The sequence below is a fragment of the Aristaeella hokkaidonensis genome, assembly GCF_018128945.1.
GTDB lineage: Bacteria > Bacillota > Clostridia > Christensenellales > Aristaeellaceae > Aristaeella > Aristaeella hokkaidonensis.
Genome location: NZ_CP068393.1, coordinates 202,142 through 229,078 on the forward strand (window position 1 = coordinate 202,142; position 26,937 = coordinate 229,078).

The 26,937-nt window shown below is 55.4% G+C and carries 29 protein-coding genes and 1 riboswitch; of the genes, 14 read left to right on the plus strand and 15 right to left on the minus strand.

All coding sequences use genetic code 11. From position 1 onward, the window contains the following. Positions 1–59: 59 nt before the first annotated feature. From JYE49_RS00925 to JYE49_RS00935, 3 genes are read left to right on the plus strand one after another with little or no spacing between them, the layout of a single operon-like run. Positions 60–1,145, plus strand: a complete 1,086-nt coding sequence (locus JYE49_RS00925; RefSeq protein ID WP_093956620.1) for an ABC transporter ATP-binding protein — start codon at positions 60–62, stop codon at positions 1,143–1,145. Beyond that, a complete protein-coding gene (locus JYE49_RS00930; RefSeq protein WP_093956619.1) occupies positions 1,142–2,869 on the plus strand; it encodes an ABC transporter permease in 1,728 nt (575 codons plus the stop codon). Before JYE49_RS00925 ends, JYE49_RS00930 begins: the two co-directional genes overlap by 4 nt. A 3-nt stretch (positions 2,870–2,872) precedes the next feature. After that, positions 2,873–3,985, plus strand: a complete 1,113-nt coding sequence (locus tag JYE49_RS00935; protein WP_283399334.1) for an ABC transporter ATP-binding protein — start codon at positions 2,873–2,875, stop codon at positions 3,983–3,985. A 314-nt stretch (positions 3,986–4,299) separates the two neighbouring features. Here the strand turns inward: JYE49_RS00935 and JYE49_RS00940 are convergent, their stop codons facing one another. The 5 genes from JYE49_RS00940 to JYE49_RS00960 all read right to left on the minus strand — a co-directional run bounded on the left by JYE49_RS00940 (position 4,300) and on the right by JYE49_RS00960 (position 8,669). Beyond that, on the minus strand, positions 4,300–4,749 hold the full coding sequence (locus tag JYE49_RS00940) for a VOC family protein (protein WP_304583295.1): 450 nt from the start codon (positions 4,747–4,749) through the stop codon (positions 4,300–4,302). A gap of 18 nt (positions 4,750–4,767) precedes the next feature. Beyond that, positions 4,768–5,892 (minus strand): aldo/keto reductase, encoded by a 1,125-nt coding sequence (locus JYE49_RS00945; protein ID WP_179217261.1) that lies wholly within the window; start codon positions 5,890–5,892, stop codon positions 4,768–4,770. Positions 5,893–5,929: 37 nt separating this feature from the next. Beyond that, entirely contained in the window at positions 5,930–6,550 is a 621-nt protein-coding gene (locus tag JYE49_RS00950) for a flavodoxin family protein (protein ID WP_346763110.1), read from the minus strand. A 54-nt stretch (positions 6,551–6,604) separates the two neighbouring features. Then, the gene (locus JYE49_RS00955; RefSeq protein ID WP_093956615.1) at positions 6,605–7,783 is read right to left on the minus strand and encodes an iron-containing alcohol dehydrogenase; all 1,179 of its coding nucleotides are present in this window, start codon (positions 7,781–7,783) and stop codon (positions 6,605–6,607) included. A 157-nt stretch (positions 7,784–7,940) separates the two neighbouring features. Then, positions 7,941–8,669 carry a hypothetical protein gene (locus tag JYE49_RS00960; protein ID WP_093956614.1) on the minus strand — a complete coding sequence of 243 codons (729 nt, stop codon included), beginning with the start codon at positions 8,667–8,669 and terminating at the stop codon, positions 7,941–7,943. 206 nt (positions 8,670–8,875) lie between these two features. Between JYE49_RS00960 and JYE49_RS00965 the strand changes: the two genes are divergently transcribed. The 9 genes from JYE49_RS00965 to JYE49_RS01005 are packed head-to-tail and all read left to right on the plus strand — an operon-like array spanning position 8,876 to position 15,732. Next, positions 8,876–9,844 (plus strand): pyridoxal phosphate-dependent aminotransferase, encoded by a 969-nt coding sequence (locus JYE49_RS00965; RefSeq protein ID WP_304583332.1) that lies wholly within the window; start codon positions 8,876–8,878, stop codon positions 9,842–9,844. Beyond that, the gene (locus tag JYE49_RS00970; RefSeq protein WP_093956612.1) at positions 9,834–11,342 is read left to right on the plus strand and encodes a cobyric acid synthase; all 1,509 of its coding nucleotides are present in this window, start codon (positions 9,834–9,836) and stop codon (positions 11,340–11,342) included. The genes JYE49_RS00965 and JYE49_RS00970 overlap by 11 nt, the downstream gene beginning before the upstream one ends. After that, complete coding sequence (gene cbiB / locus JYE49_RS00975; RefSeq protein WP_093956611.1) at positions 11,339–12,280, plus strand: adenosylcobinamide-phosphate synthase CbiB; 942 nt, start codon at positions 11,339–11,341, stop codon at positions 12,278–12,280. Before JYE49_RS00970 ends, cbiB begins: the two co-directional genes overlap by 4 nt. A gap of 10 nt (positions 12,281–12,290) precedes the next feature. Next, a complete protein-coding gene (locus JYE49_RS00980; protein WP_093956610.1) occupies positions 12,291–12,575 on the plus strand; it encodes a cysteine-rich small domain-containing protein in 285 nt (94 codons plus the stop codon). Next, positions 12,572–13,591 (plus strand): nicotinate-nucleotide--dimethylbenzimidazole phosphoribosyltransferase, encoded by a 1,020-nt coding sequence (cobT, locus tag JYE49_RS00985; RefSeq protein ID WP_093956609.1) that lies wholly within the window; start codon positions 12,572–12,574, stop codon positions 13,589–13,591. The genes JYE49_RS00980 and cobT overlap by 4 nt, the downstream gene beginning before the upstream one ends. After that, entirely contained in the window at positions 13,588–14,103 is a 516-nt protein-coding gene (locus JYE49_RS00990) for a bifunctional adenosylcobinamide kinase/adenosylcobinamide-phosphate guanylyltransferase (protein WP_093956608.1), read from the plus strand. The genes cobT and JYE49_RS00990 overlap by 4 nt, the downstream gene beginning before the upstream one ends. After that, positions 14,094–14,855: an adenosylcobinamide-GDP ribazoletransferase gene (locus tag JYE49_RS00995; protein ID WP_093956607.1), complete on the plus strand. Its 762-nt coding sequence runs from the start codon at positions 14,094–14,096 to the stop codon at positions 14,853–14,855. The genes JYE49_RS00990 and JYE49_RS00995 overlap by 10 nt, the downstream gene beginning before the upstream one ends. Continuing rightward, complete coding sequence (locus tag JYE49_RS01000; protein WP_093956606.1) at positions 14,852–15,181, plus strand: bifunctional adenosylcobinamide kinase/adenosylcobinamide-phosphate guanylyltransferase; 330 nt, start codon at positions 14,852–14,854, stop codon at positions 15,179–15,181. The genes JYE49_RS00995 and JYE49_RS01000 overlap by 4 nt, the downstream gene beginning before the upstream one ends. Then, positions 15,178–15,732, plus strand: a complete 555-nt coding sequence (locus JYE49_RS01005) for a histidine phosphatase family protein (protein WP_283399333.1) — start codon at positions 15,178–15,180, stop codon at positions 15,730–15,732. Before JYE49_RS01000 ends, JYE49_RS01005 begins: the two co-directional genes overlap by 4 nt. Here the strand turns inward: JYE49_RS01005 and JYE49_RS01010 are convergent. From JYE49_RS01010 to JYE49_RS01020, 3 genes are all read right to left on the minus strand, one after another. Further along, entirely contained in the window at positions 15,709–16,491 is a 783-nt protein-coding gene (locus tag JYE49_RS01010) for an ABC transporter ATP-binding protein (RefSeq protein WP_143754469.1), read from the minus strand. The genes JYE49_RS01005 and JYE49_RS01010 overlap by 24 nt on opposite strands. 5 nt (positions 16,492–16,496) lie before the next feature. Then, positions 16,497–17,540 (minus strand): FecCD family ABC transporter permease, encoded by a 1,044-nt coding sequence (locus tag JYE49_RS01015; protein WP_093956603.1) that lies wholly within the window; start codon positions 17,538–17,540, stop codon positions 16,497–16,499. A gap of 62 nt (positions 17,541–17,602) precedes the next feature. Continuing rightward, entirely contained in the window at positions 17,603–18,514 is a 912-nt protein-coding gene (locus tag JYE49_RS01020; RefSeq protein WP_093956602.1) for an ABC transporter substrate-binding protein, read from the minus strand. Positions 18,515–18,657: 143 nt separating this feature from the next. Beyond that, positions 18,658–18,859: riboswitch (cobalamin riboswitch) on the minus strand. Positions 18,860–19,035: 176 nt separating this feature from the next. On the opposite strand from JYE49_RS01020, the gene JYE49_RS01025 reads away from it, so the two are divergent. After that, positions 19,036–19,407, plus strand: a complete 372-nt coding sequence (locus JYE49_RS01025; protein ID WP_283399332.1) for a hypothetical protein — start codon at positions 19,036–19,038, stop codon at positions 19,405–19,407. Between the two features lie 49 nt (positions 19,408–19,456). On the opposite strand, the gene pdxR is transcribed toward JYE49_RS01025, so the two are convergent. After that, entirely contained in the window at positions 19,457–20,527 is a 1,071-nt protein-coding gene (pdxR, locus tag JYE49_RS01030; protein WP_093956601.1) for a MocR-like pyridoxine biosynthesis transcription factor PdxR, read from the minus strand. A 102-nt stretch (positions 20,528–20,629) separates the two neighbouring features. Here pdxR and JYE49_RS01035 point away from each other — a divergent pair, with 102 nt between their 5' ends. Then, the gene (locus JYE49_RS01035; protein ID WP_093956600.1) at positions 20,630–21,235 is read left to right on the plus strand and encodes an ECF transporter S component; all 606 of its coding nucleotides are present in this window, start codon (positions 20,630–20,632) and stop codon (positions 21,233–21,235) included. A gap of 2 nt (positions 21,236–21,237) precedes the next feature. Here JYE49_RS01035 and JYE49_RS01040 read toward each other — a convergent pair whose 3' ends face one another. The 6 genes from JYE49_RS01040 to aroB all read right to left on the minus strand — a co-directional run bounded on the left by JYE49_RS01040 (position 21,238) and on the right by aroB (position 26,935). Then, positions 21,238–21,636, minus strand: coding sequence for a PaaI family thioesterase (locus JYE49_RS01040; RefSeq protein WP_093956599.1), 399 nt, complete (start codon positions 21,634–21,636; stop codon positions 21,238–21,240). Positions 21,637–21,688: 52 nt separating this feature from the next. Beyond that, positions 21,689–22,897 carry a 3-phosphoshikimate 1-carboxyvinyltransferase gene (locus JYE49_RS01045; RefSeq protein ID WP_093956598.1) on the minus strand — a complete coding sequence of 403 codons (1,209 nt, stop codon included), beginning with the start codon at positions 22,895–22,897 and terminating at the stop codon, positions 21,689–21,691. Then, positions 22,894–23,325 (minus strand): type II 3-dehydroquinate dehydratase, encoded by a 432-nt coding sequence (gene aroQ / locus JYE49_RS01050; protein ID WP_093956597.1) that lies wholly within the window; start codon positions 23,323–23,325, stop codon positions 22,894–22,896. Before aroQ ends, JYE49_RS01045 begins: the two co-directional genes overlap by 4 nt. Positions 23,326–23,387: 62 nt before the next feature. Continuing rightward, positions 23,388–24,629 (minus strand): shikimate kinase, encoded by a 1,242-nt coding sequence (locus JYE49_RS01055; RefSeq protein WP_093956596.1) that lies wholly within the window; start codon positions 24,627–24,629, stop codon positions 23,388–23,390. Positions 24,630–24,711: 82 nt separating this feature from the next. Then, the gene (aroC, locus tag JYE49_RS01060) at positions 24,712–25,806 is read right to left on the minus strand and encodes a chorismate synthase (protein ID WP_093956595.1); all 1,095 of its coding nucleotides are present in this window, start codon (positions 25,804–25,806) and stop codon (positions 24,712–24,714) included. Positions 25,807–25,876: 70 nt separating this feature from the next. Further along, positions 25,877–26,935 carry a 3-dehydroquinate synthase gene (aroB, locus tag JYE49_RS01065; RefSeq protein ID WP_093956594.1) on the minus strand — a complete coding sequence of 353 codons (1,059 nt, stop codon included), beginning with the start codon at positions 26,933–26,935 and terminating at the stop codon, positions 25,877–25,879. Positions 26,936–26,937 lie beyond the last annotated feature (2 nt).

The following is a 26,937-nucleotide window of genomic DNA, read 5'->3' on the forward strand; positions in this document are numbered from 1 at the left end:
GCTTTTTTCTATGGGGAAAAGCAGCAAAGGGGAAGGGAAGAACACAAGGAGAATGATAGATGGCAAACGTCAAATTTGACAATATCACTTTCCGCTACGGCACGAACACGGTACTTGAAAACTTCTCACTGGAAGTGGAAAGCGGAACAATCGTGTGCCTGGTAGGACCGTCCGGCTGCGGTAAAACAACACTGGTGCGTGCCCTGCTGGGATTGAACAAACCGGAAACGGGCTCGATCACCGTGGGCGACCGGGTGCTGTTTGACGCGAAGAAACGCGTGAATGTGCCGGCGGAAAAACGAAATATCGGCATTGTGTTCCAGGACTACGCCGTGTGGCCCCACATGACGGTACTGGAAAACGTAAGCTATCCCCTGAAAAAGCAGCGCAGGCCCAAGGATGAAATCCGCCAGAGGGCCATGAAAGCATTGGAACAGGTGCATATGACGGAATACGCCAATCACCTGCCGAACCAGCTTTCAGGCGGACAGCAGCAACGCGTGGCAATCGCCCGTGCCCTTGTCATTGACAGTGACTTGCTGGTTATGGATGAACCCATTACCAACCTGGACGCTAAGCTGCGGGAAGAAATGCTGCTGGAAATCCGGATGATCCAGAAGAGGCTGAATGCTACGATCCTGTATATCACCCACGATCAACAGTCCGCACTGCAGCTGTGCGACAAGATGGCGATTATGGAGCAGGACGGCACCCTCTGTCAGTACGGAACAGACGAGGAGATCATCCTGCGTCCGGCCAACCGTTTCACCTTTGAGTTCATCGGTGTTTCCAATTTCCTGCCCCTGGAGAAGGAGGGAGACAGCCTGTTCCTGAACTGTGGCGAAAAGATTCCCTATCCCCTGGAGGTACCTGAAGAGGCAGCAAACGGCGGATACGAAATCGGCGTACGGCCTAACGATATCGTCTTTGATTCTCAGTCACCGCTGAAGGCCAAAGTGGATTCCAGGGTGTTCCTGGGCAGTGAATATAACTACTTCCTTTCCCTGGGACAGAAACAGATCCGTGTGCAGCAGTCCATGCTGGACGCCAGGACAACGGGCGTGGCCAATGAAGGGGAAACCGTGGGAATCCGGTTCCTGAACACCCGCTGCTATCCCGCAAAGAAAGGAGGCGCATCCGCATGAGACGCTACGGCAGTCATGTCAGCGCAGAGCTGGCAGCCGTGGACGGACGGAAACGGCTGAACATGGATAAGGTCATGACGGTGGTCTGCTTTATCCTGCTGCTCATCATCGTGGTGATTCCCATTGTGATGATTATCTACAACGCCTTTTTCAACGAGGGAAAGCCGGAAATCGACATGTTCGTGGAACAGGTGACGGACGGCAAGAACCTGGAGGCTATGTGGAACACCCTGAAGATCGCCGTGTTCGCGACCATCCTGGGAACCATTATGGGTGTGTTCTATGCCTGGCTCCTTGGCCGAAGCGATATTCCGGCCAAGGGCCTGATGCGGGCGCTGTTCAACATTCCGTACATGTTCCCGCCGTTTTTGGGAGCCATGGCCTGGGACATGATGTTCAACGGCCGCTCCGGCTACATCAACAAATGGCTCAGGGACCTGTTCCATCTGAGCGGTATGCCCATCAACATCAACTCCGTCTGGGGTATCGTGTTTGTTGAAGTCAGTTACTATTTCCCCTTTGTGTTCATGCAGGTGGTATCCGCACTGGAACGCATGGATCCCACGCTGGAGGAATCCGCGCGCATTGCCGGCGCGAAGCAGCGCCAGGTGATCTGGAAGATCACCCTGCCGCTGGTGAAACCCGCTATTTCCGCCGGCGCATTGCTGATCCTGACCACCTCCCTGGCCCATTTCGGCGTGCCCTCCATCCTGGGCTATGCCAAGGGCATATATACCCTGCCGACCCGGATTTACGCCGTGATCTACAACTCCGGCGGATCCTTTGACGGTATCCGCCAGGGCGCGGCGCTCTCTGTCATGCTGGTGGTGGTTGTAGCCATTGCCCTGATCCTGCAGAACAAAATCCTGTCCTCGGGCAACTACGATATCATAAAGGGTAAATCCATGCGTCCGACGCTGATCAAGCTGCGCGGCGCGAAGATTCCCCTGTTCCTGCTGGCGATCCTGACACTGATCCTGATCGTGATCGTGCCGCTGGTGATGATCGTGCTGGTTTCCTTCCTGAAAGCCTACGGCCTGCCGATTGCCTTTGAGAACTTCACGCTGGCGCAGTACGTCAAGGTGTTCACGGCAAACGGCACCATCGCCGCAATCCGAAACTCCCTGTTCGTATCCATTACGGCCGGTATCATCTGTATGTTTCTTGGTACGCTGGTGGCATACGTGGTGCAGAAGATCCGGCCCAAGGGCAAAGGCATCCTGGAAGTTACCTCCATGCTACCCTATGCTATTCCCGGCACGGTGCTGTCCATCGGTGTGATCCTGGCCTGGAGTGGACGCATTGCGGGCATCAACCTGTACAATACCATCTGGATCATCCTGGTGGCATATCTGGCGCGGTACCTGAGCTTCAGTATGAAGACCTCCTCAGCAGCCCTGCTGCAGGTGCACTCTTCCCTGGAGGAAGCAGCCCGCGTCTGCGGCGCCAGCCATACCGAGGGACTGGCGGATATTACCCTGCCCCTGATCCGCCCGGCCATGGTGAGCGGCTTCTTCCTGATTTTCCTGCCGGCCATGCGCGAGGTTACGACATCCATCCTGCTGTACGGCCCCTATACCCGCACGCTGGGCGTACAGATCTACTCCCTGCGCGACGCGGGCATGATTCCCCAGGCAGCTGCACTGGCAACCGTGGCGATCGGTATTATCATTATCCTGAATACCATTGTAACCAAGATTACCAAGGACAGGAAGGGGGTGTAATCCGTGGGAGATCAGATTATCCTGGATCATGTTACCAAAGTATTCACGACAAAAACGCTGGGCAATATCGTGGCTGTGGATGATTTCAACCTGCGGGTGCACGAAGGTGAATGCTTCTCCTTCCTGGGCCCCTCCGGCTGCGGCAAATCAACCACCCTGCGCATGATTGCCGGATTTGAGGATCTGACAGAAGGTGAGATCGAACTGTGCGGCAGGCTGGTATCCTCCAGCAAAAAGAATCTGTATGTTCCGCCGGAAGAACGGGGACTGGGTATGGTATTCCAGGCCTTTGCGGTCTGGCCGCATATGAATGTTTTTGAGAACGTAGCCTTCCCCCTGCGCATCCAGAAACTGAACAAGACGGATATCGTCCGCCGGGTGAATGAAGCGCTGCATCATACCAGCCTGACGGGGCTGGAAAAAGCCTGGCCGGGCGACCTGTCCGGCGGCCAGCAGCAACGTATCGCCCTGGCCCGGGCGATTGTCACAAATCCCAAGGTTATGTTGCTGGATGAGCCCCTGTCGAACCTGGACCCCAAACTGCGGGAAACCATGCGCTTTGAAATCAAAGCCCTGCAGCGGAAGTTCAACTTCACCATTATCTTCGTAACTCACGACCAGTCTGAAGCCATGGCGATCTCGGACCGGATGATGGTGTGTGATATGGGTAAAATCATGCAGATTGATACTCCGGAAAACCTGTACAATAAACCCTGCAACCGATTCGTTCATAACTTCCTGGGTGAGAGTACCTTTATCAATGTGGTTATCCAGGACGGCAAGGCTTATCCCAAAGGCCATATGGATCAGCCCCTGAATCTTACCGTGCCTGCTGATGCGGCCGAGGAAATGGTGGTGGCCACCCGTCCCAATGAGATTGCCCTGACAGGTCCGGATGATGACGGTTTTGCGACCCATGTTGAAAAACGTATTTTCCTGACAGACCGCACGGAATACCTTGTGCCTGTGGGCGACCAGCTGCTGAAGGTACAGACACCCCATCGCGTTACCTTTGCCCAGGGCGAGGCATGCAGCGTCCATCTGGTGGAGCCTATGTGGTATCCGGCGGATGACGAAGCCGCGGAAAAGGAACGTGCCCGCAGACAGCTTGTGTAAAAAACAGACAGACAATCAGAATGGCGGCCCCCGTGAAGGCGGGGGCCGCTGTGCTGTGCAATCCTTGTAAAGGCTGTGAAAAAATGATAGAATTCTCCTGCGCCATACGAAGGGAGATGATTACTATGGCCAGATTTGTTCCAAAGGACAAAATGAGCAAAAAAGCTCAGAAGGAACTCAACCGTCAGCGGCGTGTTACCTGGGAATTCAGCCCGGTCACGAAAACCGTGGACAGCAGGAAGATTTATTCCCGTAAAAGGAAAGCTCAGAATCGTGGTGATTACGATCTGAGCTTTTTTTATGCGTTTTCCGTGTTATCCGTTTGAACCGGCCAGGCGTTTGTCAGCCTGAGCCTGGAGGGATTCAGGCGGCATTTCCATGATTTCAATCTGCGTGCCGTCCGGGTCATGGATCCAGAACATGAGGCACCGGGATAAGCCGCGGCGGATTTCTGAGTCCAGCGGACCGCCTTTTGCACGGACGGTTTCATAGGAACGCTGGATATCATGGGTCATCAGGCAGAGATGGCAGAAGCCGATTGTTTCCGAATCAGCCGCTGTTTCTTTCCGCCCGTTGGCAAATAATTCCAGATACTGTCCGGGTGCCAGGAAGATATATACGGTTGCCAGGGAACCGTCTTCCCCGTGCATACGGAAGGCCTCCGGAAGACCGAGGATTTCCGTATAAAACCGGACACTTTCGAGAATGTCCCGGGTCCGGATCGCGACATGACACAGCCCCGCTGCGGCCTGATGCTTATCCATCATCTTATCTCTCCCCGGTCAGGCATCCAGTTTGCCGGAAGCCTCTTTCAACAGGTCAATGATCGGCAGGTGCTGCGGGCATACGCCTTCGCACTGGCCGCAGGCGATGCAGTCGAAAGCGCGGCCGTATCCCTGGCCGATCAGTCCGCCGTAGAATGCTTTGGGACGGAACTCATCACCGTACAGGTTCATGGTGTTCACTGCGCGGAACACGTCCGGGATTGATATATTCATCGGGCATCCGGGCGTGCAGTACCGGCAGGACGTACAGCCGATCTGCGGCACATTGAGCATGATGGTCCGGACTTTGTCCACCAGTTTCTTTTCATCTTCGGTCAGCGGTTCAAAGTTGATGAATGTTCCAATGTTATCTTTCATCTGCTCTTCGGTGCTCATACCTGACAGAATGGTCATGACTCCCGGCAGGGAACCGACAAAGCGCAGCGCCCAGGAGGCGATGGAAGCTTCAGGACGGGCTGCCTTGTACATGGCTTCCAGTTCCGGCTTCAGTGCGGCAAGCGTACCGCCCTTGACCGGCTCCATAATGATCATGGGGATATCCCTGTTGTGCAGGATTTCATACAGTTCCCCGGAACGGACGACAGGGTTTTTCCAGTCTGCGTAGTTCAGCTGGATCTGCACGAACTCAATTTCCGGATGGGCGTCCAGAACCTTGATCAGATAGAAGGGACTTCCGTGGAAGGAAAAACCGAAGTGCCGGATTTTGCCTTCCGCTTTTTTCTGCAGTCCCCAATTGAAGCAGTCCAGGCGTTCATAGGTATCGCCGTTGCTGCCGTCCTCAATGGAATGGAGCAGGTAGAAATCAAAGTAATCCACACCGCACCGTTCCAGCTGTTCATTGAATACACGATCCCTGTCTTCCGGCCCTTTGAGGCACCAGGCTGGAAGCTTTGTGGCAAGCATGAACTGATCACGCGGATAGCGTTTTACCAGGGCTTCCTTGATGGCTTTCTCGGAATTGCCGCCGTGATAAACATAGGCTGTATCAAAGTAATTCATCCCGGCCTGCATATAGGCATCCACCATGCGGTTTACATGGCCGATATCGATGACTCCGTCTTTCTCGGGCAGGCGCATGAGGCCGAACCCCAGCTTTGGCATGGCATTCAGATTGATACTCATTCAGCACGCTTCCTTTCTGCTCCGCTCTGTCAATGAATCAGCGGATGAAGTTTGTCCATACCCGGGGTTCTTCCGCCTGGGGAATTCCGATTTCCGCTTTGCCCAGGGCAATGCTCTTCATGAGGAAAACCATATTCCTTGCCAGCACGCGCATGACCTGGCGGCCTTCCATGTCCGTCTCTGCCTCGCCGGGAATACCACCGTAAATATTGTTCCAGTACTGGCTGGAGGCTACCGGCATATTGGCCAGGGTAAAGAACTTGTTCAGCTCATCAAAGGTGGCGGTGCATCCGGAACGCCGGGCACAGACCACGCTGGCCCCGACCTTCAGGCTCTTGTCAAAGGAAGTGCTGTAGAACAGCCGCTGCAGCGCAGATACCAGCGTGCCATTGGCAGAACCGAAATAAACCGGCGAACCGACGACCAGGCCGTCCGCATCACTGAATTTTTCAGCCAGTTCATTGACAACGTCATCAAAAACGCATTTTCCGTTTTTCCGGCAGGTTCCGCAGGCAATGCATCCGCGGATCGCCTTTTTCCCCAGGAGGATGTTTTCAACTTCCACGCCGTTTTCCCGGAAGACCTGCTCCATTTCCCGGAAGGCAAGGGCAGTATTGCCATTTTCATGCGGGCTCCCGTTTAGCATCAGGACTTTCAGATTCTTTTCCATATCCGTTTCTTCCTTTCAGATGAACAGGTTGGGAACTGATGTTTACCGGCTGGCCTTGAAGATTTCCAGCATGTCCTTTTCATACAGCAGCCGAGCGGAACCCATGGAGCCGCCTACGCCGACAGCGCACTTATGAGCCATTTCGGCCAGGTCTTCGTCGGTGGCATTGACGCCGAGTTCCCTCAGGTTGGTGGGCATATGAATCCGGCGGTAGAAGTCTTCCATGGCTTCAATGCCCTTCAGAGCGATTTCCTCATCTGAACCGACGGGTTCAACACCCATGACATTGACAGCAAACTGCTTAAACCGGGGCAGACAGTTTCCACAGACGTACCGGGCCCAGCTTCCCCAGATGGCAGCCAGCCCGGCACCGTGGGCAACATCATACAGGCCGCCCAGCTCATGCTCCAGCTTATGCGTCATCCAGTCACCGCCGTCGTTGCCGCAGCCGGTGAGTCCATTATGGGAGAGACTTCCGGCCCACATAACTTCAGCGCGGGCTTCGTAGTTTTTCGGATCCTTCACAAGGATTTCAGCGTTTTTCATCACGGTGCGGATCAGGCCTTCCGCCAGGGCATCGGTGATTTCCATGTTTCCGCCGTTGGTGAAATAGCGTTCCATGGTGTGCATCATGATATCGGTGCAGCCGCAGGCAGTCTGATAGTCCGGAAGGGTCATGGTCAGTTCCGGATTCATGATAGCAAATTTCGGACGGCAGTAATCACTGCTATAGCCGCGCTTGACCAGGCCTTCTTCCTTGGTAATGACGGAAGAGTCGCTCATTTCGCTTCCGGTGGCGGCGAGAGTCAGGATGACGCCCAGGGGCAGACAGGCTGTGGCTTTTCGCTTGTAATCATAGAAATCCCAGACGTCGCCGTCATTGGTGACACCGTAGCCGATGGCTTTGGCAGAGTCGATAGCGCTTCCGCCGCCAACGGCCAGCAGGAAATCAACCCCTTCCTTTTTGCACAGATCAATGCCTTCATATACCAGAGAGAGGCGGGGATTCGGTACGGCACCGCCGAGCATCACATAAGGGATTCCTGCTGCGTCAAGCGAATCCGTAACTTTCTTCATCAGGCCGGAGCGGATCACGCTGCCGCCGCCGTAATGAATCAGGACTTTTTTTCCGCCGAATTCCTTAATCAGGGATGCAACCTGAGATTCTGTTTCCCTGCCAAAGACCACTTTGGTGGGTGTAAAGTATTTGAATCCAAACATCGTATTCCCTCCAGACTGTATATATCATAAATGTGGTTCAGGATCTTACTGAAACCATGATAAAACTTAGAGTAAACTTTAAGTCAAGGACTTTATGCCAGAAAACAAACATCGGTCGGAAACAGCTGCTTCCGGCCGACAGGACAGGAAAACGGGATCAGTTGACGGGCTCCTGCCATTTTTCATAAATGTATCGTGCCACCTGATCCTCGACAAGGGAGATGATGGAGTTGTGATTGCAGGCCAGGAGTGCGGTTTCGATTCGTCCCAGTTCCTTGCCGTTTTCATCCACTGCACAGTACCATCCGTCATTCAACGGAATGAGCGAGGAATCCTTTGCCGCCAGCTTTTTCAGATTGTTGAGTGCGAACCTGGAACCGGAAGGTTCATCGCGCATGCCGACAGAGACAAGCAGGTGAACATTGACACCCTGCCGGACCGTGGAGACGATCCAATTTGCCCAGACAATGCCGTTCATTTCGGGATCAGAACATATTCCGCGGATGCTGACACAGGCATCGATCAGATAGATCTCACTGATTTTATCCATCTCAATGAAAAAGATGGACTGCCCTCCGTGAGAGTAGCCTCCTACAACATTCATACAATGATCTGACAGATAGCCGACAGCTGCTTCCGTGCGCTGAATGGCAGCGTCGTTTGAATAATCCCGGCCGGCAGATCTGATAAAGAAGGATTGGGCGTCTTCCTGAAAAGCTTCGTTGTTGAGCAGAATGGTCCTGAACAGGTTGTTTTTGCTTTCTTCAGTATCAGAATCCCCGCCAATAAAGATCAGGTTGAGCTTCCGGGTCTCCGCCTGCCCAGGAGAAACACAGGCAAAGACAAGAAGCAATGACAAAAAAGAGATGAAAGCGGAGCGTCTCATGTACGCGCTCTCCTTCCGGCATTTTCGAATATAGATTCATTCTGAACTGTGTATAGTCAGTATACCAGAGTCCGTGGTGAATCGCAACGCAGATTTCGGCCAGGCAAGCCCGGCCTGTAAATTGACGTGCCTGTCTATCCATTGTAAAATACTGACATAAACCGATCATATAAAAAGGGGGATGGGCAGTGAATCACGGCGGTAATGTGTGGGTCACTGAGAACCCGTCCGAATGGCTTGACTTTTCCGCAAACCTGAGGCCGGAAGGACCGGCACAATGGGTTACGGAAGTGATACGTCAATCGCTGGACAATATACGGTACTACCCGGATCCTGAGATGAAGCAAGCCCGTAAAGGGATTGCCCGTTTCCTGAAGATTCCGGAGGAATATATCCTGCCAACGGCGGGCGGAGCAGCTGCCATTGATCTGGTGACACAGCTGGACGGCGGATGCATATTTACTCTGCCGCCAACCTTCGGGGAATACACCGCACGGGCAGCGATCCATGGACGAAAGACAGCCGTGTGGGAGGGTTCCTGTGAACCGGGAGACACACTGATTGTGTGCAATCCCAATAACCCCACAGGCGAGGTCCGGACAAAGGAGACACTGCTGGCAATACTGACGGAAACGAAGGCGTGCGGCGGCCGTCTGGCAGTGGATGAAGCCTTCATCGAATACTGTCCGGAATACAGCCTGCGCAGGGATCTGCAACCCGGACTGATCCTCCTGGGATCCTTTTCAAAAATCCTCGGCACTCCCGGCGTACGGCTCGGTTATATATGCGCAGAACCGGAAATCATTGAAAGGCTCCGGCAGAAGACGCTTTCCTGGACACCGGACACGGCCGCAACGGAAATAGCTGCAGCGCTTCCTGAACATAAAGAACAGATTGCGGCAGAGTGTGAACTGAACAGGGAAAGAAGAAACCTGTTCAGAACGCAGCTGCAGAAGCTGGGCGCGGAGGTTCATCCTTCGGAGGGCAATTTCCTGCTGGTTGATTTTCACTGGGATATGACTGCCGCAGCAGAAACGCTGAAGGCCCGGAAAATCCTGGTCCGCACCTGTACATCCTTCGGCCTGCCGGCCAGTTTCTGGCGGCTGGCGGTGAAAACCGAAGAAGAGAATACCAGGCTGATTGCTGCATTGGAGGAAATACTGCATGTACGGTAAATGTCTGATGATCCAGGGAACAGCTTCCTCGGTTGGTAAAAGCGTTCTTTGCAGCGCATTTCTCCGGATCCTGAAGCAGGACGGATGGAAAGCAGCTCCCTTCAAGGCGCAGAATATGTCCCTGAATTCCTTCGTGACGAAGAAAGGCCTGGAAATGGGCCGGGCGCAGGTGACCCAGGCACAGGCGGCAGGCATGGAACCGGACGCACGGATGAATCCTGTGCTGCTGAAACCTACAAGCGACCGGCGCAGCCAGGTGATTGTTGAGGGAAAAGCCATCGGTACTATGACGGCGATGGAATACCATGAATACAAACCAGCGCTCCGCAGGCGGATTAAAGAAATCTATGATTCGCTGGAGTCGGAAAACGATTATGTGATCATTGAAGGCGCTGGAAGCCCGGCAGAGATTAACTTGCGGGAGGGCGATATCGTCAATATGAGCATGGCGGAAGCTGCAGACGCGCCTGTGATCCTTGTGGGTGATATTGACCTGGGCGGCGTATTTGCGTCCCTGCTGGGGACGGTGATGCTGCTGACAGAAGAGGAAAGGAAACGGGTCCGGGGAATCATCATCAACAAGTTCCGGGGTGACGTCAAAATCCTGGAGCCCGGTCTCCGTATGCTGGAGGACAGAATCCATATTCCCGTGATCGGCGTAGTGCCGTGGATGAATGTGGAGCTGGAAGATGAGGACAGCGTTACGGAACGCTTCCGCAGGCAGAGCGGCGAAGGCGATATTGACGTGGCAGTAGTTAAGCTGCGGCATATCTCCAACTTCACGGATTTCCAGTCCCTGGCGCTGCAGCCGGGCTGCAGGCTGCGCTACGCGGAAAGTGCCGGAGACCTGGAAAAGGCAGATCTGATAGTGCTCCCGGGAACGAAGAATACCATTGAGGACCTGATTGACATGCGCAACCGCGGAATGGACCAGGCCATCATCCGGCATGCCCGCCGCGGGGGAATGGTATTCGGTATCTGCGGCGGATACCAGATGCTCGGAAACCGGCTGAAAGATCCGGAACATACAGAATCAGGAGTGCCGGAGGCATCCGGACTCGGACTGCTGGATATGGACGTCATTTTTGAAAAGGAAAAACAGACAACGCAGGCGGTTGGCACGGTGGAGTGTGCCTCCGGCTGGCTGGAGAAATACAACGGAACGTTCATGGACGGCTATGAAATCCACGCCGGGCAGAACATTTTAGGGAAGAGTGCACAGCCCTGGCTGCGGACAGCGGAAGGAACGGACGGCATCATGAATGCGGGTGGTAACGTGCTGGGAAGCTACCTGCACGGAGTGTTTGACGATGGAAAGCTCTTCGCCGCCATGGCCGCACGGATCCGTGAAGAACGGGGCGAAACAGGCAAAGAAAGCGTTCCGGTCAGCTTTGAAGCATTCCGGGAAAAGGAGTTTGACCGGATTGCTGCCATCGTACGGAGCAGTGTGGATATGGAAAAGGTCTATGAAATCATGCGCGGGGAGGACAGGAAATGAAGCTGGGCATTGCCGCGCTGATTGCCGGTTATCTGCTGGACCTGCTTCTGGGCGATCCGGAATGGCTTTATCATCCGGTCCGGCTGATCGGGAAATACATATCTTTTGCGGAAAAACGGCTCCGGAAAAGGGGCGGAAACCTGCGGATCTGTGCCCTGATCCTGACGATTTCCACTACGCTGGCAACCATGGCGGCGGTCACACTGATCCTATGGCTGCTCAGGCTGGCAGGGGACGTTCCGCTGTTCATAGGTATGGCACTGATGGACTGGATGGGGATTGCGGTTACCTGCATGGCGAAGGAAGCCAGAGGAGTCGGGCGAGCCCTGAAACTGGGAGTTGGACCGGCACGAAAACAGGTGGCCCGCATTGTCGGGAGAGACACGGAAAACCTGAACGAGGAAGAGATTATCAAGGCTACAGTGGAAACGGTGGCAGAGAATACCACAGACGGAGTGATTTCACCGATCCTGTATGCCCTGATCGGCGGCCCGGTGCTGCTGTGGGGATACAAAGCGGTGAATACGCTGGATTCCATGGTGGGCTATATGGATGAAAAATACCGGGATATCGGCTGGAGCAGCGCAAAGCTGGATGACGTCCTGAATTTTATTCCGGCGCGGCTGACAGCCCTGCTGATGGCTCTTGCCGCCCGGCTGACCGGCCTGGACGGGAAGAATGCCCTGCGCATTGTCCGCAGGGATCACGCCAATCACAAGAGTCCCAACAGTGCCTGGAGTGAAGCCGCGGCGGCAGGTGCCCTGCATATCCAACTGGGCGGTACGCATCTGTACTTTGGCAAACCGGTGGAGAAACCGACGATCGGGGATGATGACCGGTCGGCGGAGGAAGAGGATATCCGGAAGGTTAACCGTCTTCTTTATGTGACAAGCGGCCTGATGATGCTGATTGCCGCAGTGACCGGATTACTTGCATAGGAGACTGAAAATGGAAAAGACCCCAAACAGCAACAGCTTTTTCCAGAACAGGGAATGCCGTTATTTTCCCTGCCACACGGGGGTGCCGGAAGAGGAATTCAACTGCCTGTTCTGCTACTGCCCCCTGTATACGCTTGGCCGGAAGTGCGGGGGGAACTATGTTTACACGGACAAGAACATCAAAAGCTGTATCAACTGCGTCTTTCCGCATATCAGGGACAATTACGGGAAGGTGACAGCCCGGTTTAATGAAATCAAAGAGGTAGTCCGGATGATGGACGGAGAGAATGAATGAAAGTACAGGATGAAGCGCGCAGGCGCTGGGACAGTGTGGCAAAACCGCTGCATTCCCTGGGGCTCCTGGAGGATCTGGTGGTCCGGATTGCAGGTGTCCAGGGAACGGAAAATGTGTGTATCGACCGTCGGTGCGCGCTGGTTTTCTGCGGGGATCACGGTGTGGTCCGGCAGGGCGTCACCCAGACGGACAGCAGCGTAACGGCACTGGTGGCTAAAGCGATCGGAGAAGGAACCGGGAACATCAACCTGATGGCGGCTGAGGCTCATACGGATGTGGTGGCTGTGGACATGGGCATGCTGGAACCTGTGCCGGGCACTGTGGACCGGCATGCCGGGCGGGGAACCGCCGATATGACGGAAGGCCCTGCCATGACCCGGGAACAGGCAGAGAAAGCAATCCGGGCCGGTATGGAGCAGATGAAAGAGCTTCATGAACAGGGATACCGGATTGCCGTGATCGGTGAAATGGGCATCGGCAATACAACCGCAGCCAGCGCGGTTTCCGCCGTGCTGCTGGGACTGGATCCCGAAAAGGTGACAGGCCGCGGGGCAGGACTTTCCGATGCGGGACTGAAGAGAAAAATCAGCGCTATCCGGAAAGCTATTCAGGTAAATAAGCCTGACGCGGGCGACGCGGTAGACGTGCTGGCCAAAGTAGGCGGATTTGAGCTGGCGGGTATGGCCGGCGCCTACCTGGGCGGACTGAAATATCATATTCCGACGATTCCGGACGGGATGATCCCGATGGTATCCGCCCTGACAGCCGCACGGATCAATCCAGACGTGACGCAGTCCATCCTTCCGGGAACAGTCAGCAAGGAACCGGCAGACAGGCTGATTATGCAGGCTCTGGATATGGAACCGGTGATCCATGCGCAGACAGCCCTGGGAGAAGGAACCGGGGGAGTCCTGCTGCTGCCGCTGCTGGATATGGTACTGCGGGTATATAACGGCCCTCATACCTTCAGCAACCTGGGAATGGACGCCTATACGCCGCAGGAGGGAAAAATATGATTGTTCTGGTAACAGGCGGAAGCGGCTGCGGAAAATCCACCTGGGCGGAAAAACTGATTCAAACCCTGCCGGAAGAGCAACGCGTATATATTGCAACCATGCAGGTATACGACAGGGAATCGGAACTGCGGGTGGAACGGCACAGGAAGCAGCGCGCGGACAAGGGATTCCGGACCGTTGAGTGTGAAAAGGACCTGGCAGCAGCCCCGATTGAAGACGGCAGCACAGTCCTGCTGGAAGACCTGGTAAACATGACAGCAAACGAGATGTTTGATGGCGGCGATCCGGAGCAGATTGTGCCGTCACTCCGGGAACTGGCTGCGCGGTGCCGCAATCTGGTGATGGTTACCAACGACCTGTTCTCGGATGGCGTGGATTATTCACCCTCTGTAAAAGAATACCTGCATTGCCTGGCGGAAGTGAACCGGCAGGCGGCTGAAATGGCTGACTGTGTTGTGGAAGTGGTTTATTCGATTCCTGTTCCGGTGAAAGGAGAATTGCCATGCGTTTGATCCGATCCCTGTTGATTGCTTTCTCCACCTATTCCCGGATTCCGGTTCCGCAGGTGGAATGGACAGAAGAAAACCGGCGGTACAGCATGTGTTTCTTTCCCCTGGTCGGGCTGGTGACCGGCCTGCTGCTGTGGGGATGGCTGGCATTGTGTGATCATTTCGAAATTGACCTGTTTCTCCGGGGCGCAGTGGCAGCGCTTCTGCCGCTGGTGATTACCGGAGGTATCCATATGGACGGTTTTATGGATACTGTGGATGCGCTGGCGTCCTGGCAGCCGGCGGAAAAGCGCCTGGAGATCCTGAAAGACAGCCATACAGGTGCTTTCGCGGTGATGGCCTGCGCAGGGTATCTGCTGCTTTCTGCTGCCCTGTACAGTGAGCTGTTCGCATCGGCCGGTCCCAGCCTGATCTGTGTCTTTATCCTGTCCAGGGCGCTCAGCGCATGGGCGCTGGCTGTGATGAAGGGTGCCAGGGAGCAGGGAATGCTGGACGATTTTTCCAGGGTTACCCGAATCAGGATGGTGTCGGTCAGCGGCGGGATATATGCTTTGATCTGCCTGTGTGTCTGGATACTGACGGGCGGCTGGCTTGCTCTGCTTTGCGCGGCTGCAGCCGCGGTGTGCGTTCTGGGTTACAGGCGCATGGCATACCGGCAGTTCGGCGGCGTGACGGGGGACCTGGCAGGATGGTTCCTGCAGGTGACGGAGCTGGCACTGATTGCCGTGATTGTGATCGGAGGAAGACTGCTTTGAAACTGTATATAGGCGGAGCATACCAGGGACAGGAAGAACTGGCCCGGCAGGAGAATCCGGATGGGGAGATTTTTGAGCGGTTTCATGAAACCATCCGGGGAAAAGTGCAAAAAGAAGGACAGGAAGCGCTGGCTTTCGCGGAGATGTTCTGCAGAGAACACCCGGAGGCAGTGATTGTTTCCGATGAGGTTGGTTCCGGCGTGGTACCCATGGCGGCAGAAGACAGAGCCTTCAGGGAAACTGTGGGCCGTGTCCTGTGTGTGATTGCCCGGAACGCGGAGCAGGTAACCAGATGCGTGTGCGGAATCGGGGTGCGGATCAAGTGAGCTGGATCCTGATCAGGCACGGTATGACACAGGGAAATACAGAAAGGCGCTACGTGGGCTGCCGGACGGATGAGCCGCTTTGCCCGGAAGGCATTGCAAAGCTGCAGCAGGGAGAATATCCTGCCGTAAAGAAGGTATATTCCAGCCCCATGCGCCGGTGCCTGGAAACGGCAGCAATCCTTTATCCCAATATAAAAGCCGAAATCATTCCGGATTTCCGGGAATGTGATTTCGGCGAATTTGAATATAAAAACTACGAGGAACTGAACGGGCGGGAAGATTACCAGGCCTGGATCGACTCCGGTGGAGAACTGCCCTTTCCGGACGGCGAAAGCCGGGCGGATTTCGCGGCACGCAGCCTGGCAGCCTTTCAGTCCATCCGACAGGAGGCAGGGAGTGAAGACTGCGCCCTGATCATCCACGGGGGTACCATTATGTCGATCATGGAAGCGATGGCACGACCCCAGGGCAGTTACTATGATTTCCAGGTGAAAAACGGCTGCGGTTATATCCTGAAAGAGGACGGATCATATACCGGTATCGGGCTGTGACGGCTCCTGCCACTGGGACAGCATGTCCCGCATCCATGCATAGACGTCCATGCCGTAAACCTGCTTCAGGTTATCCGGCGTCATGACATCGCTGATTGTTCCCTGTGACACGGTTTTTCCGTGATCCAGGAGGATCGCATGCGTACCGTAACGCCGTGCAAGGCTCAGGTCATGAACCACGGACAGGACGGCCCGGCCGGGCTGCGCCAGCCATTCCTGAATGAGCGAGAAGATGTGCTGCTGGTACTTCAGGTCCAGGTGATTGGCAGGTTCATCCAGGATCAGGACCTGCGGGTTCTGGGCGAAAACCTGGGCCAGGAAAACGCGCTGCATTTCTCCGCCGGAAAGCGTCAGCATGCTGGCGTGGCGGAGCTCTGTGAGCCCTGTGATTTCCAGCGCTTTTTCCACGGCGGCTTTTCCGTCGTCATCCCGGCCGGAAAACAGACCTGCTTTGTAGGCATAACGCCCAAGACCGACAACTTCCTCCACAGTGTAGGCATATCCTACATTGTTTTTTTGTGCCAGCACACCGATTTTCTGTGCCAGGCTGGCCGCCTTCAGCGCACGGATATCCTCATCCTGCCACCGGATTGAACCGGTATAGGGTGTACCCTGGGCGATGGTTTCGATCAGGGTGGATTTGCCGGCTCCGTTCGGTCCGGCCAGCATGAGCCACTGGCCTTCCTCCAGGCGGAAGGAAAGATCATCGACAACCGTAAAGCTGCCGTAGCGGACAGTAATGTGTTCTCCCTGCAGCATTCCGGTCACCTGGCCTTTCTTGTCTTGTTGAAAATGATCACGAACGCGACAGCCCCGACCATGGACGTGACCACACCGATGGACAGTTCAATAGGACTGAGCAGGGTACGGGCAACCAGATCCGCCAGAAGCAGGAAAATGGCACCGGAGAACAGGGAAGCCGGCAACAAACGCTTGTGGTTCGGTCCGACCAACATCCGGGCAATATGGGGCATGACAAGGCCGACAAAGCTGACTGTGCCCGAAATGGACACACAGACGCCGATGAGGACGGAAACGGTAATCAGGATGATCAGTTTCACCCGTTTCACATTCACGCCGATGTGCCTTGCGTTGTCTTCGCCGATGGCAAAGGCGTTCAGTTCCGGACTGAAGCGAAACAGGATTCCGCCGCACAGGAGAAGTGCCAGAAGCAGCAGTTTGACCTGGTCATAGTTTACTCCGGAAAAGGAACCGAGCGTCCAGTAGCTCAGAGAACGGGTGTGATCACTGCAGAAGGTAATCAGCAGCGAAATAATGCTGGAAATGAACATGGTAAAGATGACGCCGATCAGGATGATGCTGCTGGTGCTCAGCGACCGGTCCAGGGCGTAAGCAAGGGAAAGAATCAGGATCAGTGAGCCAAAGGCAAAAGCCATGGCCATGATCATAGTGCCGCCGTAGGCGGAGCCGGGAATGGTGAATCCGATGACAATCGCAATGATTGCGCCCAAGGCGGCACCGGAGGAAACGCCCATGGTGGAGCCATCGGCAAGGGGATTGCGCAGGAGCCCCTGCATGGCGGCACCGCATATGGATAAAGACGCCCCGGCCAGCGTGACGCACAGCACGCGGGGCAGTCGGACATTCAGAATGATGTTTTTGGCGATATTCTGGGGAATCGGCAGCCCCCAGACAGCGTTCCATACCGCTGTGACGGTATCGGAAAAAGTGATCCTGACGCTGCCGACGCAGATACACAGGACCATAGTCAGGAACAGCGCTGCAGACAGGAACAGATAGGTAAGGGGTGAGAATCGCTCCCGCAGGAGCAGCCGCGATTTCTGCATAGCAACCTCAACAACAGGAAAGGGGAACCGAAACCAATCCGGTTCCCCCTGAATAAGTGGAATTAAGCAGCCGGGACTTCCTCGGCTTCATCACCATAGACAAAGTTATACAGTTCGATGACAGCGTCCTTCAGGCGCGGGCCGGGACGGGTCATCATGCTGGTTCCATCGTAATAGATATTCTTTTCCTTGATGGCGGTAATATCTCCCCAGCCATCGCGGGCTGCGATTTCATCGATGCCTTCGGCACCCATACCGTTCATCAGAATGATATAGTCAGGGTTGCGCTCGATGACCTGCTCATCGCTGATCATCAGCCAGGGATCAGCCTGGTCGCCGAAGATGTTTTTGAGACCGCAGATTTCAGCCAGTTCATGGGTAAAGCTGCTGCTGCCGCAGGAGTACAGATACGGAGGCGGAGAAATCTCAAAATAGACGGTCTTTTCATTGCCTTCGGTTTTTGCCCTGATTTCATCGCAGGTAGCCTGGATGTCAGCAATCAGCGCTTCGGCATTATCATCCTTGCCCATCAGGGCGCCGATCATGCGAATGGCGGTGTAGATGCTGGCAATATCGGAGGTGGTGCTGATGACAACCTTCACGCCGTTTTCTTCCAGTTGTTTCACCTGATCCTCGGACTGGCTCATATCATTCATCAGAACGATCTGGGGCTCCAGGGCCAGGATCTCTTCAATGTTGGTCTCCTTGCCGGACTGAACCTTGGGCAGGTTCGTGATGGAAGCGGGGTAATCGCAATACTGTCCGATACCCACCAGGGCGTCTTCGCAGCCGATGGCGCACAGAATTTCGCAGTCAGAAGGCTGCAGGGCGACAATCCGGGTGGCGGGCTCTGTCAGGATGATCTCACGGCCGTACATATCCGTGACAGTGACCGCGGTATCCTCGGCCAGTACTGATGTCATGCTGAAAATCATCAGCGCCGCAAGGAAAAGGGATACAAGTTTCCTGGACATTATATATGTCCCTCCTCATGAAAATGATCAAATGAATCAGCGGGAGGAAGCAAAAGAAAAGCGTCCCTCCCCGAGGCACGCCAACAAAACCCACAGACGGACTGTCTGTAAGTTTTATAGCATATCCCACCCCCAGGGGAATGATATTTTCACGGTGTAAACAAGTCTCCCGGCTTGGCTTCATTCTACTTGCACACCTTCCCGCACAATTGCAGTGGCTTCTTTACGTGCTTTCGTCAGCTTCACGGTTACTGGGATAGCCCGGAACTCTCATCCGTGTTCCTATGACGCGCTTCCTGAGAAGCAGCGCCGCGCATCGCTGCGCAGATACACCGGCTATTCATTTGTCGCATCCATTATATAGTTCCGAAAACCCATCGTCAATTAATTCCTTGTGTTCTTTGCGGGAGAAAAATACAATAAAACAAGAGAAAAAAGAAACCGGACAGAACCCAAGGCATTCTTTTTTGCGTATAAACAGATGAGAACGGAAAAACGGCCGAAAGGAAGGAAACAAGATCATGAAAAAGCTGATTGCTGTACTGTCTGCCCTGCTGATGCTGGTGAGCGCTGCTGCCGCTGAAGACGGCCCCCTGTCCGGCGGCTGGACGCCCTCTGCTGATCCTGCCGTGACGGAAGAATTGCAGGCGCTGTTTGATAAAGGACTCGAGGGTCTGGTGGGCGTCGGATATACGCCGGTAGCTTACCTGGGTTCACAGGTGGTGGCGGGAACCAACCACGCGTTCCTGTGCCAGGCTACAGTTGTCTATCCCGGAGCGCAGCCTTACTATACAATCGTGTACCTGTATGAAGACCTGCAGGGAAATGTGACGATCCTGAACATCGCGGAGCTGGACGTGGGCGCCCTGTGCACTTACGGTGCGGAAGAATAAACGCCGCGGAAAAGAAAGCGGGAACGGAATGAAATCCGTTCCCGCTTTTTCAGTTTCCGGAAGTTTTTCGCTCGACGCGGCGGATCCGGTTGATATGCCGTTCGAAATCCCCGCCGCTGATCAGCTCCGCCAGCACATATTGCTCAAAGGTGGGAACTGTACAGCTGTAAAATCCCACACGGAGTTCGAAAACAGGGAGCAAGGCGCGGGGAAGCACCATATATCCCACACGGAAAGAAGGGGATACTGTGCGGGAGAAGGTGTTCAGGTAGATCACATTCTGGCGGGCGGTTCCGGCAAAGAGCGTTTCTTCCGGTTTGCGCAGGAGAGAGAACTCTGATTCATAGTCGTCCTCCACGATATACCGGTCCGGTTCTGACGCCCAGCGCAGGTATTCCCGGCGCTTGGAAGCCGTGGCGGTGACGCCGCTGGGGAAACTCCGGAAGGGAGTGATATGAAGCACGGAAGCTTTTGTGGAACGGAGCGCTTCAGAAAGAATACCGTCCTTTCCCAAGGGACAGAAGTCCACCTGTACATTCCGGGAACGGTAGACCTGTTCGATCTTCTGATAGGAGGGGGCTTCAATGCCGAATATCCGGCTGCTACCCAGCAGTTCCACCACAAGTCCGTAAAGGTATTCCGCTCCGGCACCGATGATAATCTGGTCCGGCTGAACACGGATGCCTCGGTTACGGGCAAGATAACTGCACAGCGTTTCCCGCAGGAAGGTACAGCCGGTATTGGGAGAACGTATCATGATTTCTTCACCGTACTCGGTCAGAACCCGGCGCATGACACGGGCCAGGGCGGGGAAGGGGAAAGTGTCCCGGTCCGGCGTGGGAGGTACGGAGGGAAGCCTGTGCTCTGTCCGGACGGAGGGCAGGGTGAACCCGTCTGATTCCCGGTAAATGACATAGCAACCGCTGCGGGGACGGGATTCCGCATACCCTTCCTCACACAGGAGTTCAATGCTGTGTTCCGCGGTGATGGCGCTGACACCCCGGTCCCGGGCAAGAATGCGGCGGGAGGGCAGACGGCTGCCAAAGGGGCGGATGCCTGAGATGATCTCTTCCCGGAGAGACTCATACAGGGTCAGGTAAGCCGGTTTTTTCGTACTCATCTGGTCTTATAAAATTCTCCATTTCTGGCACTTTTCATATGGCCAAGCAAAGCATATACTCCTTTGCATCCAAAGTCAAGGGTTCTGAAAGGGGTCATTGTTATGAGCAATACAGCAGGCGGAAAGAACAGCAATGCGCTGATTACCCGGATTGTTTTTACCGGTGTGATGGCCGCCATTATCTGCGTGATTACCACATTCCGGATTCCCCTGGGCCAGAGCAAGGTCCATTTTGCAAACTCCATGTGCCTGCTGAGCGGCCTGCTGCTTGGACCGATCTGGGGCGGTACGGCGGCCGGACTGGGTTCCGCGATCTATGACGTACTGCTGGGCGGATACAGCTTTTTTGACGCGCTGATCACCTTCGTGAGCAAGTTTGCCATGGCCTGGGTGACCGGCATCCTTTATCAGAAATGGGTGCTGAAGAAGGAAGAAAAAAGCTGGAAGGAAAATCTCCTTCCGCTCATTATCTCCTGTGTGCTGGGCGCACTGACCTATGTGGCGCTGTATATGCTGAAGACGTGGCTTTTCAAACTGTATGTGGAGCCGGTGCCTGTGGATACGATTCCCGGCATCATGGTGGCCAAACTGGGACCCTCGCTGATCAACGCGGTTTTCGCGATTGTGACAGCACCGATTTTCTTCCATGCGGTTCGTCCTGCACTGAAGGCCGGCGGCATCCTGAAGCAGCTGGAAACGATCAAATAATCTCAGAGCTTAAAGCCTGTGAATGTGGCCTGGGCAATATCCTTGCCCAGGTCATCTTTTATGGTGATGACATAGACGCAGGAAGTGCGGCCGCTCTTCAGGCAGGACGCTGTGGCAGTCAGGTGCTTTCCCTTGCTGGCGTTGAGGAAATTCAGGCTGACCTGCTGGGCAACCGTGGGCCGGTGGGCATTGTTGGAGGCGGCCGCAAAGGTGAAGTCCGCCAGGGCGAGAATCGCGCCGCCCATGAGGCCGCCTTCGGCGTTCATGTGACGCTCTGTGATCTCCATACCGCAGACAGCACCGTCTTCCGTGAGGGCGTCCAAGGTCATGCTGTTGGACATGGCAAAAAGATCTTTGCTGAAGTAGTCGCGGGCCTCCTGCAGGGAGCGAAAAACTGACATAGAATCCTCCAGAACAATGAAAAATGAAGAATGAAAAATGAAGAATTAATGGTTAATCTGTAAGGGTGATGTTGAGGCCAAGGGAGCGGAGACGGGTCCAGTAATCGGGGAAGCTTTTGCGGACGGCTTCAGCGCAATGGATTTCGCCGCCGGTACGGCTGCAGAGCAGGGACAAGGCCATGGCAATCCGGTGATCATTATGGCTGTCGAGGGGCTCGGCCGGAGCGTGGAAGGAACCAGCGGGTACGGTGATCCGGTTTTCCTCCATATCCAGCATGATCCCGAATTTGGCCATTTCCTGCGCCATGACAGCACCGCGGTCGCTTTCCTTGAAGCGGAGACGGCGTGTGCCGGTGAAAACAGCACCATGGCAGAGGGCAGCAGTGACGAAGAGCACGGGCGCCAGATCGGGACAGTCAGTCAGGTCCAGCTCCGCATAGCCTTTTGCCAGAACATTGAAATAATCCTGATAAACCCGGTCGCCCTGCAGGCTGTCGGGACGGAGACCGGTAATTTTTACATCTCCGCCGGCACAGTTGAAGGCTTCAAAGAAGGCGGCGTTGGAGTAATCGCCTTCCACGGCTGTATCCTGGGCGCGGAAGGCTGCGCTGCCGGCGATATCCAGGGTGAACTCATCCGCCCAGGACACCTGAACACCCGCATCCTGCAGGGCCTGCAGGGTGAGTGACAGATAGGAGCGGCTTTCCACAGGGGGCAGGAGCCGGATCCGGCTGTTACCGGGGAGCAGGGGAAGGGCAAAGAGCAGGCCGGAAATGAACTGACTGGAGATACTCCCGGAGACGGTATACTCTCCGGCCGTCAGGCGGCCCTGTACCAGGAGTCCGCCGTTGCTGTGCTCCAGGCGGAGCCCCTGTTCCCTGCACAGGTCCTCATAAACAGAAAGAGGCCTGGACAGAAGCGTTTCACTGCCTTCCAGCCGCATGAGCTGGCCGGAAAGGAGACACAGGGGAATCATGAAACGCAGGGTGCTGCCGGATTCCCGGCAGCACAGGCTTGCGGAGACCGCTTTCCGGGGATCGCAGCCCCGGACACGGACGGTGTTCCCATCCCAGATGAGGGAGGCGCCCAGTGCCGTCAGGCAGTCTGCTGTGGCGAGAATATCCTGGCTGGGATCCACGCCCCGCACGATGCTCTCTTCTTCCGCAAGGGCGGCACAGATCAGCAGGCGGTGAGCCATGGATTTGGAAGGCGGCGCCGCTACAGTACCCCGGGCTGTGCCGGGCTGAATGAGTGCTCTCATTGGTCAACTCCTGTGAGATAATCCATGGCTTCCAGATAGCCGTTGAAACCATGGCCTTTGATGGTTTTCACGCAGGCGGCACGGACATAGCTGATTTTCCGGAATTCATCCCGGGTATCCGGATCGGAGATGTGGACTTCCACCGCGGGAAGCCCCACCGCCTTCAGCGCGTCCAGAATGGCGATGCTGGTGTGGGTATAGGCACCGGGATTGATCACGATGCCATTGGCTTTGCCGTGAGCCTGCTGGATCGCATCCACCAGATCCCCTTCGTGATTGGACTGATACAGGGTGACGTCAATTCCCAGCTGAGAGGCATGTTCCTCAATGAGACGGCAGAGATCCGCATAGGTGGCTTTGCCGTAAATCTCCGGTTCGCGGATGCCCAGCATGTTGAGGTTTGGTCCGTTAATGACAAGAATGTTCATGAAAGCACCTGCCTAAACAATTAACAATGAATAATGAACAATGAACAATTATATGTTCCAGATTACTGCTGAAGGATCAGAGAAGCAGTATTTTCGGGGGTGCCGAAGACGGGGATGATGACGTCGGCGGAGGCGCGATAGACGGGTTCACGCTCCTGGTAAAGCTTTTTCATTTTTTCGGAAGTGTCCGCCAGCGGACGGTCATCCGTCGGCACCAGGCAGTCAGGATCCCTGTCCAGCCAGAAAAGGCGGCCGTTCTGACGAAGCAGGGTGACGTTTTCCGGACGGAGCACTGCTCCGCCGCCGGTGGAAATAACCTGTCCACCCTGCAGGGAGAGCTCACGGATAATCTCACTTTCCAGATCCCGGAAGGCGGGCTCTCCGTCTTCCCGGAAGATCTCAGGAATCGGTTTTCCGGCTTTTTCCACGATGAGCAGGTCCGTATCGGCCAGCGGTTTGCCGGTGGTTTCTGTGAGGATTTTGCCGACGGCAGATTTGCCGCTTCCCGGCATGCCGATGAGAACCAGGTTTTCTTTCCGGCGGAGGATTGCATTATAAATACGGTCTGTCAGGTCTTCGGGATAGGAGGTATCCAGGAACAGTTCGGAAGCCCGAACTGCCTGGGCAACCAGCATATACAGGCCGCCTTCCGCAGGAATGCCACGGGAACGGGCGTCCAGCACCAGCCGGCTGCGAAGGGGATTGTAGATTGCGTCTGCCACACCCTCGAGACGGGTAAAGGGCTCAAGGGAAAGAGGCTGTTCTGCAGGCTTGGGGAACATGCCGCAGGGGGTGGTGTTCAGAATGATTTCCGCGTCTGTATGATTCAGCAGGACGTCCTCATAGGAAAGACTGCCTTCCCGGGAAGTCCGGCTGACCCGGTAAACCACCCGGGCACCAAGTTTTTCCGCAGCATAGGAAGCGGTGCGGGAAGTGCCGCCGGTGCCTAGTACCAGCACCTTTTTTCCGGACAGATCCAGACCGATGCGGCGGATCAGCCGCGTCAACCCGTACAGATCTGTGTTATAGCCATACAGTTTTCCATCCCGGTTGACAACGGTGTTGACTGCTCCAATGGCACGGGCGGTTTCATCAATTTCATCCAGGAAGGGGATGACAGCCTGCTTATAGGGGATGGTGACGTTGATTCCCCTGAAGCTCCGGGCGGTCATGAAGCCGGGAAGCTCTTCCGGGGTCAGTTCCTTCAGATCATAGGCATAGCTGCCGATTTCCCCGTGGATTTCCCGGGAAAAACTGTGGGGCAGGTGTTCGCCGATGCAGCCGTAAATCAATTCAGAATGCATAATGCATAATGCATAATGATGAGAATGCTGTCAGGCTTTTGACAGATGTTCCATCATTTATGCTGGAACCTTTCTGAAGTATTCAGTCATTATGGGGAGCAAGCCAGTCGGTGCCGAAACGGAGGGCAAGAAGGTCGCAGAGGGCGAGGGCAGTGACGCTGTCCACAACCACCCGGGCACGGTGTACAATGGCCGGATCATGACGGCCGTTGATCACCAGGGTGGTTTCCGTGCCGGTGCCGGGATTGACGGTCTGCTGCTCCTGAGCGATGGAGGGGGTGGGCTTGACGGCACAGCGGAAAATCACCGGCATGCCGTTGGTGATGCCGCCGTTTATACCGCCGTTATTGTTGGTGGTGGTTACCGGCTTCCCGTCCTTCATCCGAATGGGATCGTTTGCCTGGCTGCCGGTCATATCGGCAAAGGCAAAACCGGATCCGAATTCAACACCTTTGACGGCGGGAACGGAGAAGAGCGCATGGGAAAGGACGCTTTCAACCGTGTCGAACCAGGGCTCACCGACGCCGGCGGGCAGCCCGGTAATGGCGGTTTCCAGGATGCCGCCCACACTGTCACAACGGGCAGCGGCGTTTTCAACCGCTTCACGCATGGCCTGGCCTTTTGCTTCGTCCAAAACGGCAAAGGACAGGCTGTTCAGCCGGGGCAAATCCACGGACAGATCCGTGAAGGGAGCGTCATCAATACCGGCGCAGCGGGCGACATGGGTACCGATTACAATGCCTTTCCGCCGCAGGGCGGCAATCGCAACGGCACCGGCTGCTACCAGCGCGGCTGTGATCCGGCCGCTGAAGTGGCCACCGCCGCGATAATCTTCATAGCCATGATATTTGGCATAAGCCGTAAGATCCGCATGCCCTGGGCGGGCAGGACCGCGCTGATAATCCCCGCTGCGGGTGTCAGCATTGGGAATCAGGATTGCCATCGGGGTACCGGTGGTGCGACCCTCAAAAACGCCGCTGACAATCCGGAAGGGATCTGCTTCCTGACGGGCAGTGGAAATACGGCCGGCAGGACGGCGCAGGGTCAGCTGGGAAGCGATAAACTCCTCATCCACAGGGATACCGGGAGCCAGCCCGTCAATGACAGCGCCGATTTCGGCTCCATGGCTTTCACCGAAAAGTGTGACGGTGAGGGAAGTGCCAAAGGTGTTCTTCATAACAACTCCAATGCTTTTAATTCATAATACATAATTATATTAACAGAACAATTATCGATGCCTGGAATAATCAGGAGGAAAAGTATTTCGTATAACGCTGACGGAGTTCCTCCGGGGAGAGTTCCTGTTCAGTAAAGGTACCGACCGTATCCACGAGGATGGAACGGATTTTACCCGCAAACTGCTTTTTGTCATGGACGACCGCCTGCATGACCTGATCCGGATCAGAGGAGCAAGCTGTGGGAAGACCAAGCTTTTCCAGCACCGGAAGCAGGCGTTTCCGGACAGAATCGGAACACATCGGCAGCATGCCGAGGGCTACACATTCACCGTGCAGCATCCCGTTTCTGACGTTCACGCTTTCAATGCCGTGGCCGAGGGTGTGACCGAAATTCAGGACGCGGCGCAGCCCCTGCTCTTTTTCATCCTTTTCAACCACATCCCTTTTCGTATGAAGCGCGTCAGAAATGATCCGGATCAAGGCCGGAGAAGGCTGACCGGAAGCGAGCAGGGCTAACTCCGCTTCAAAATCAAGGGACTCAAAACGGACAAAGGCTTCCGGATCGAAACAAAGAGCCATCTTGACTGCCTCTGCCAGACCGTTTGCGATCTGGCGGCGGGAAAGGGTGGACAGGGTAATGGGATCAATCAGGACGCGGCACGGCTGATAAAAAGCGCCGACGACGTTTTTGATGCCATCCAGGTCAATGGCGGTCTTCCCACCGATGGAGGAGTCCACCTGGGACAGGACGGTAGTGGGAATGTTATAGAAATCAATGCCGCGCATATAGCAGGCTGCGGCAAAACCGGACATATCACCAACCACACCGCCGCCGACGGCCACAACGCAGTCCCCGCGGCCCATGCCGAAGGCCAGCATACGGCTGAGCAGCATGCGGAAATGATCAAAGTTTTTGCTTGCTTCACCCTGAGGGATCCGGACAACCTCTGCCGCCAGGCTTGCTGCGTCAACGGTATCCGCATAGGATTCGGGCACGCCTGAATCCGTGACAACCAGGACCTTCCGGTTCAGGTTCAGCAGATCTCCGGCCTGCTGCAGGCAGCCGGATTCCAGCACAATATCATAACTGTCTGCACCGAGCGACAGGGTGATTGTTTCACGGTTCATCG

What these genes read in the sequence shown, in the direction of transcription:
- aroC (WP_093956595.1), bottom strand. Translation starts at nt 25,806, where the DNA reads ATGAAGAACACCTTTGGCACTTCCCTCACCGTCACACTTTTCGGTGAA.
- aroB (WP_093956594.1), bottom strand. Translation starts at nt 26,935, where the DNA reads ATGAACCGTGAAACAATCACCCTGTCGCTCGGTGCAGACAGTTATGAT.
- JYE49_RS01045 (WP_093956598.1), bottom strand. Translation starts at nt 22,897, where the DNA reads ATGAGAGCACTCATTCAGCCCGGCACAGCCCGGGGTACTGTAGCGGCG.
- JYE49_RS01055 (WP_093956596.1), bottom strand. Translation starts at nt 24,629, where the DNA reads ATGCATTCTGAATTGATTTACGGCTGCATCGGCGAACACCTGCCCCAC.
- cobT (WP_093956609.1), top strand. Translation starts at nt 12,572, where the DNA reads ATGAAAGTACAGGATGAAGCGCGCAGGCGCTGGGACAGTGTGGCAAAA.
- JYE49_RS01025 (WP_283399332.1), top strand. Translation starts at nt 19,036, where the DNA reads ATGAAAAAGCTGATTGCTGTACTGTCTGCCCTGCTGATGCTGGTGAGC.
- cbiB (WP_093956611.1), top strand. Translation starts at nt 11,339, where the DNA reads ATGAAGCTGGGCATTGCCGCGCTGATTGCCGGTTATCTGCTGGACCTG.
- pdxR (WP_093956601.1), bottom strand. Translation starts at nt 20,527, where the DNA reads ATGAGTACGAAAAAACCGGCTTACCTGACCCTGTATGAGTCTCTCCGG.
- aroQ (WP_093956597.1), bottom strand. Translation starts at nt 23,325, where the DNA reads ATGAACATTCTTGTCATTAACGGACCAAACCTCAACATGCTGGGCATC.
- JYE49_RS00925 (WP_093956620.1), top strand. Translation starts at nt 60, where the DNA reads ATGGCAAACGTCAAATTTGACAATATCACTTTCCGCTACGGCACGAAC.
- JYE49_RS00970 (WP_093956612.1), top strand. Translation starts at nt 9,834, where the DNA reads ATGTACGGTAAATGTCTGATGATCCAGGGAACAGCTTCCTCGGTTGGT.
- JYE49_RS00940 (WP_304583295.1), bottom strand. Translation starts at nt 4,749, where the DNA reads ATGGATAAGCATCAGGCCGCAGCGGGGCTGTGTCATGTCGCGATCCGG.
- JYE49_RS01040 (WP_093956599.1), bottom strand. Translation starts at nt 21,636, where the DNA reads ATGTCAGTTTTTCGCTCCCTGCAGGAGGCCCGCGACTACTTCAGCAAA.
- JYE49_RS00990 (WP_093956608.1), top strand. Translation starts at nt 13,588, where the DNA reads ATGATTGTTCTGGTAACAGGCGGAAGCGGCTGCGGAAAATCCACCTGG.
- JYE49_RS01035 (WP_093956600.1), top strand. Translation starts at nt 20,630, where the DNA reads ATGAGCAATACAGCAGGCGGAAAGAACAGCAATGCGCTGATTACCCGG.
- JYE49_RS01010 (WP_143754469.1), bottom strand. Translation starts at nt 16,491, where the DNA reads ATGCTGCAGGGAGAACACATTACTGTCCGCTACGGCAGCTTTACGGTT.
- JYE49_RS00995 (WP_093956607.1), top strand. Translation starts at nt 14,094, where the DNA reads ATGCGTTTGATCCGATCCCTGTTGATTGCTTTCTCCACCTATTCCCGG.
- JYE49_RS00945 (WP_179217261.1), bottom strand. Translation starts at nt 5,892, where the DNA reads ATGAGTATCAATCTGAATGCCATGCCAAAGCTGGGGTTCGGCCTCATG.
- JYE49_RS00980 (WP_093956610.1), top strand. Translation starts at nt 12,291, where the DNA reads ATGGAAAAGACCCCAAACAGCAACAGCTTTTTCCAGAACAGGGAATGC.
- JYE49_RS00930 (WP_093956619.1), top strand. Translation starts at nt 1,142, where the DNA reads ATGAGACGCTACGGCAGTCATGTCAGCGCAGAGCTGGCAGCCGTGGAC.
- JYE49_RS00960 (WP_093956614.1), bottom strand. Translation starts at nt 8,669, where the DNA reads ATGAGACGCTCCGCTTTCATCTCTTTTTTGTCATTGCTTCTTGTCTTT.
- JYE49_RS01015 (WP_093956603.1), bottom strand. Translation starts at nt 17,540, where the DNA reads ATGCAGAAATCGCGGCTGCTCCTGCGGGAGCGATTCTCACCCCTTACC.
- JYE49_RS00955 (WP_093956615.1), bottom strand. Translation starts at nt 7,783, where the DNA reads ATGTTTGGATTCAAATACTTTACACCCACCAAAGTGGTCTTTGGCAGG.
- JYE49_RS01020 (WP_093956602.1), bottom strand. Translation starts at nt 18,514, where the DNA reads ATGTCCAGGAAACTTGTATCCCTTTTCCTTGCGGCGCTGATGATTTTC.